The sequence below is a fragment of the Paraburkholderia sp. Ac-20342 genome, from assembly GCF_017104985.1.
Lineage (GTDB): Bacteria > Pseudomonadota > Gammaproteobacteria > Burkholderiales > Burkholderiaceae > Paraburkholderia.
In genome coordinates, this window is sequence record NZ_JAAGPQ010000056.1 from 12860 (window position 1) to 18623 (window position 5764).

Consider the following 5764-nt stretch of genomic DNA (forward strand, 5'->3'; position numbering starts at 1 on the left):
ATACAAAATGTCGCCACGCCGGAAACCGCAGATGCCCAATCCTCGCATTCTGCGCTGCCCTCACCTTGCCAACACGGGTTCTGGTGATGGAGGGCGATCCATCAGTCTACTGGCACACGCCTCAAGGCGGGCTGAGCTTCATGCGAACCGTCAGGACAGTGCGCCTCGGCTCCGACTGCACGTCGAGCGTGCCGCCCACGGAGGCGATGCGCACCGACATGCTGCGTATGCCGGTGCTGATGTCGGCCTGGCGAACCGCCGCGACATCGAAGCCGACGCCGTCGTCCTCGATCTCGAGCGCCAGCGCATGCGGCTCGGATTGAGCGAGATGCAGCCGGACCCGGCGCGCGCGGCTGTGCTTGATCACATTGGTCAGCGCTTCCTCCACCAGGCGGGTGAGCGCCAGGTACTGGAGCGCGTTCGGCGGCGTGCGCCACGACGGCGGGACGTGCCATTCGGATGCGATACCCGGTTCGTCGAACAGGGTCGTGTAGCGGTGGCGCAGCGGGGCGATCCATTCCTGCGGTATAGCCGGCACCGAGACGTGCGCCGACGAATTGCTGTCAATGGTGTGGCGCAGGTCATCGCGGATGAATTTCAGCATCGACAGCACCTGCGGCCTCGGCAGCGGACCAGCGCCCTGTTCGACCGACGCCATCATGTGGAAGACCGCGCCGCCCAGGCCGTCGTGCAGATCATGGGCAATCTGCAGCCGGTCCTGCAGGCGCGTGTTGGCAAGGGTCAGCGCGTGGTCGCGCTCGAGACTCCTGGCGACCTCGCTGCGCGCCTGCTCAATGCCCTCGGCCAGTTCCTGGTTGAAGCGTTCGATGCGTCGCAGGTTGCGTGCATGGCGCAAGCCCAGGATCGCCGAAAGCGCGAGGGTGTTTACGATGTTCGCATAGGGGAACACCGGGCTTGCATGGACAAAGCCCGTAAGTACCAGCAGGTCGTGTAGGGCCGCGACGGGAAGCACGAGCAGGCACACAGCCAGCCAGCCATGCTCGCGGCGGCGGGTGCGCCAGGCGTGGAAGAGAAACTGCACGCAGTTGAGCAGAAAGATGGCCGATGCGGCGCTGAAGCCGATCCTCTGCGCGCAGCCTGTGTAGGCGTCGGGAACGCCTGCCAGCACGACCAGCAGCGCGGCCGTCACGGTCCACAGGGCGCGTTCGAGTCGCGGCAGGACCTGTTTCGCGAAACGCCAGGTGAACAGGCAAAAGCAGGTGGCCGACAGCAGCAGCGCCATGGTGTTGACCCGGGCGACCATCAGGGAACTCGATAGGGGCCACGGGCTGGTCGCGAGCACGTTGGCGATGAATACGACCCAGAACAGCGACGAGGCGGCGTACCAGCCGTAGAAGCGCTGGTCGCGGCGCACGATCCAGAGGCAGAAGAACAGGACGCCGATGACGGCAGAAACGATCGCACTGATAGCGAAGAGGGTCCGATAGCGCCACTGGTGGCGGTCGTGCTGGCGCTGGATGTCGCGCGGATCGCCCAGGATGACCGGGCCCAGCCCGAGGTCCTGTCCTGGCACGCTGACGGCGCGCACCCAGAGCGTGTTCATCCCGTCATGCAGCCATGCATCAGGCAGGACCCAGTTGCGGGGCATGTTCCAGCTACGCGACAGCGGCTCACTCAGGTGCTCGTCGCTGAAGAGATAGTGGTCGTTGACGTAGACCTCACCTGCCAGGACCACTGATGACAGCAGCAGGGCGACCGGCGGCGCGCCGGATCCGGAGCAGGCGCGCCGCCACTCGACCCGGTACCAGACGCTGCTGGCCGGGGCGTCCGGGTAACGCCGGTTCCATTCGTCGGGAAGGGTGACGGGACGCCAATCCGCAGCGGCGGGCCTGCCGCCATCGGCTGTCGCTTCGGCGGCATGGGCGGCGATGACCTCGACGGGGCAGCGCGCCGGGGCGGGCGCCTGAGCCCAGGCGGACAGGCCGCATGCCCACAGCAGCCAAAGGAGCAACCACCTCAATCCAGAAGACCCCATTGCCGTGCCGCGTGAGCCGCCTGTGTGCGCGAGGAAACGGCGAGCTTTCGATAGATCTGCTTGATGTGGGACTCGACGGTGAGGCGCGACAGGAACAGGCGCTCGGCGATGTCACGATTGCTCAGCCCCTCGGCCACCAGGCGAAGGATCTCGCTCTCGCGCCGGCTCAGGCCGGCGTCTCCCGGCTGTTCCGCGGACTGGGCGGGAATCTCCTCGATGATCTGCCGGGCCACGAACGGATCGATCGGCGCGCCGCCGCGCAGTACGCTGCGCAACGCCAGCACGACCTCCAGGTCGTCTCGCTCCTTGAGGACATAGCCGTCGGCACCGGCGCGCAGGGAGGCCAGGATTTCCTCGCGTGTGCTCCAGGCGGACACGACCATGATGCTCAGGCCCGGATCGCGTGCCCGCAGTTCGGCGATGAGGTCGATGCCGCTGCCGTCCGGCAGCCGCAGGTCGACCAGCGCGAGCGCGACCGGCTCTGCCATACGCGAGCGCGCCTGCGCCAGCGAATCGGCGGTCAGGAGGTCGGCGGCCACGTAGCCTAGCTGAAGTAGTAGCCCTTTGATGCGCCGCCGCATTAGCGGGTCGTCCTCAATCAGCAACACGGGGACCGGCAGTGTCGCTTCTACATCTCGCGCGGGACCGGACACGGGCGTGCTTCCTTTCTGATTCAAGAGATTCCTTCGCATTCGGAGGCGCAGGGCCGCTCCCGGTAGGGCTGCTCCCTTTCCTGCCAGCAGATCCAGCGTGATGGCCGCGGCTCGGGTCCAGAGAGTCCTCAGGGCCACGCGTCATAAGGGCCTGCAGATAAGACCAGAGTCCCTGGCCGACCGGTTTGCGTCGAACAGACCGGGATAGCCGTATGCCGCACGGATTTCGGTCGGCGGGTCCATGGTGCAGTCAATGCCGATCAGGTAGGCCTGGTGTCGACGGGCATAGGGGCGTTCTGGCGGTAAAAACAGCCGCAAGTTCTATCTGGATCACGAGGTTGCACTCATCAAGGAAGACCGTAAATATGGCATGTCGGTAAAGCTGGGGAAAACGGCTACACCCATTAAGTAAACATGCCAGGAACGCCCTGTAAATCAGATACATCTGTTTTTCTAAAGGAAGAATCGTAAGAGGTTGGTGTCGCCCGAAATTCACAAGGGCCGGCTAGATATTTGTAAGCGGTCATTTCTCCCGCGCCTGGCGCGGCGAGGTTAAGAAGGTCAAGCTGCTGTGGCAGACAACCACATTGCGGACGCAACCTATCATGCGCCGGTCATGTCCGCGGCCCCCGCCGGCGATTAACGAGATACGGGTAAAGCCCATGCGGTGCGCGCTCATCGCGTAGAGTGCAAACGTGACAGTGCCAAGACCTTCGAGCGCCTGATGGCGCTGATAGAAGTGATCCACATGCATGGCACGTGGCAGGCCGACTTCCGCCGACCGGTAGAGTGGCAGCAACGGATTCACTTTCGCAACGCTGGCAGTTAAATTTTGTTCTACGCTTGCCCCGGCTATTTTCCGTACAGTGTGGACAGGAGGTGACCTACCAAGACCACGACCCGATTTGAGGCCCGCATCGAGACCGACGTGCATGCCGCCATCCGACGCGCTGCGGAACTCCAGGGGCGCACGATGACCGATTTCATCGTTTCGGCTGCCCGCGAGGCGGCCCAGCGCGCCATCGCCGACGCCGAGGTGATCCGCCTGTCGCTGGCCGATTCGCAGCGCTTTGTCGACGCGATCCTGGCGCCGCCGCCGCCCGTCGAGGCGCTGCAGCGCGCGATGTCCCGTCACGACCGCCTGCTGCGTAACGAATGACGGCCAGCCCGCGGAGTGTGACCGCGCTGGGGTCCCATCATGACCGCTCCCCCTTCGAGTGCGGCTCGCAGGCGCTCGACCGCTACCTGCACTGGAGCCCTGCAATGCGCAACTCAAGACGTCGTCTACCTTGTCAAATCAGTGGGTGACGCGACGGCATTTGATGGAGGCAATGGCAAAGGTGCGCTCATAGGAAGTGAAACGGCGCGGAAACGGCTGAGTTCCAGGTTCGAACGAATTGAAACCCTCAAAATACTTGCCACGATAGCCGCGCCGTTACTTGCCAACGGTCCTGGTCCGCGGTGACTGTCTTCAGTGTGCGGGCTGCGACGACGTTCAGTTGGACATCCTTCAGCAGTGACACATCCAGGCCGAGTCCAACGGATGCCACCTGCTGGCTGGGAATATCCGGGGTGTGCACGCCGCCGGCATCGGCGAAAGCATAGCCGGTGACGCGGTTGAACAGGCGGTGGTGCCATTCGAGATTGGCCCAATAGCCGTCGTCGCCCGCAATCGCGCCGAGCGTATAGCCGCGCACGGTGGCAGCGCCGCCAATTTGCATGGCGAGGCTTGAGTTAAGCTGGCCGCTGTTGGTTTTCTGGGCGCCGACGCGCACCACGCTGTAATCCGAGTTCGTGATTTTCTGGGTCCAACTGCCGTTGAGGTTCCAGGTTTGGGCGTGCCGCGAGCTTTCGGTGTCGGAGCAGATCGAATGGTAGCTGTGGGTGAGCGCGAGGCTGAAGCTACGTGTGTCGTACAGGCCGAGGGCGGTCAGGCCGACGCTGGCGGTGCGCACCGTATTATTGCCCAGGTCGATGCCAAGGATGTCGTTGCTGGATCGGGTAATGCCGCCGCTTGCCATGCCGTCAAGCCACCACGCCCCCAGTCGCGCGACGGGTTGGCTGAACTGCAACCGGGCGCTGCGCGAACGTCCGTTCACGTCGAAATCCTGATAAGGACCGGAGGTGACATGGCTGGAAAGGCTGCCGAGCGACAAGCCCAGGCGGCCACCCGAGCGGTTGACGGGCAGGCTGTAGTTGAGCGCGCCGGAGTCGGACCCATGCGAATGCACATAGTACAGGCCGAGCAGGTCGCCGATGCCAAGAGGGTTGTCGATGGCGCCGCTCATGCCGACTTCGTTGCCGCCGACGCTGGGCGCGCCCATGTTGTCGGCAAAGAGTTGCAACTGGTAGCGCTGCGGCTCGGTCGCCTGGATGGCGAGGTCGGTGACGCCGAAGGATTGGCCGGGACGTAGACGGGCGTCGAGCTGCACGGTGTTGACGTGGTTGAACAACTCGATGCGGCGTTCGAGTTCGCCGGTGTCCAGCGGCTGTCCTGGAGGCATCTCCAGCCAGCCGTTGATCCATGAAGCTCGGGTGGCCTCGTTGCCCTGGATACTCGATTCGCCGAGGTTGCCTTCAACCAGCTCTATATGCACGATGCCGTTTGCGACGCGTTGTGGCGGCAGAATAGCGCGCGCGGTGAAGATTCTGTGCTGGCGGTACAGCGCATTGACCTCACTGAGTATCTCCTGAAGATCGTCATACGTGACTTGCTGCCTGACGTATTTCCGGGCGATAGCTTGCAGGTCGGCATCGCTTAGATAGTGGCTGGGCGTGAAGATGAGGTTTTCCAGGGTGAAGCGCACCGTCGATGCGGGGCTCAGGCCGTTGTCCTGCGGCGCCTGTTCATCGCTGATGACGGGTCGTACAGGTTGCGGCGGTTGCACAGGGGTGGTCAGGAATTCTTGCTGCTGCTGTTGGCTGCGTTGCAGGGCACCGGAGTCCGGAAGGGGCGGCAGGGCCTGGCCATGGGCCGTCGCACAGGCGCCGCCCAGCAGCGACGCAATCAACAGGCGGCGCATCGCGGCGCTCCCGGTTTCAGAAGAGGCTTGCACGTTCAGGAGGAGTCCTTGTGTTCGTGTCGTTGCTGGGGCGCGGGGTTCGATGAGTCTTG

At 64.1% G+C, this 5764-nt stretch carries 5 protein-coding genes; 1 reads left to right on the forward strand and 4 read right to left on the reverse strand.

The features are described from left to right. Window positions 1-121: 121 nt before the first annotated feature. From G3N58_RS21875 to G3N58_RS21885, 3 genes are all read right to left on the reverse strand, one after another. Window positions 122-1972: a 7TM diverse intracellular signaling domain-containing protein gene (locus G3N58_RS21875; protein WP_346778286.1), complete on the reverse strand. Its 1851-nt coding sequence runs from the start codon at window positions 1970-1972 to the stop codon at window positions 122-124. 5 nt (window positions 1973-1977) lie between these two features. Beyond that, window positions 1978-2673, reverse strand: a complete 696-nt coding sequence (locus G3N58_RS21880) for a response regulator transcription factor (protein WP_277396979.1) — start codon at window positions 2671-2673, stop codon at window positions 1978-1980. 499 nt (window positions 2674-3172) lie between these two features. Further along, the gene (locus G3N58_RS21885) at window positions 3173-3583 is read right to left on the reverse strand and encodes a hypothetical protein (protein WP_206000197.1); all 411 of its coding nucleotides are present in this window, start codon (window positions 3581-3583) and stop codon (window positions 3173-3175) included. On the opposite strand from G3N58_RS21885, the gene G3N58_RS21890 reads away from it, so the two are divergent. Next, entirely contained in the window at window positions 3566-3808 is a 243-nt protein-coding gene (locus tag G3N58_RS21890; protein ID WP_206000207.1) for a DUF1778 domain-containing protein, read from the forward strand. The two genes, G3N58_RS21885 and G3N58_RS21890, sit on opposite strands and share 18 nt — an antisense overlap. 247 nt (window positions 3809-4055) lie before the next feature. Here G3N58_RS21890 and G3N58_RS21895 read toward each other — a convergent pair whose 3' ends face one another. After that, window positions 4056-5705 (reverse strand): ShlB/FhaC/HecB family hemolysin secretion/activation protein, encoded by a 1650-nt coding sequence (locus G3N58_RS21895; protein ID WP_206000198.1) that lies wholly within the window; start codon window positions 5703-5705, stop codon window positions 4056-4058. Between the last annotated feature and the right edge of the window lie 59 nt (window positions 5706-5764).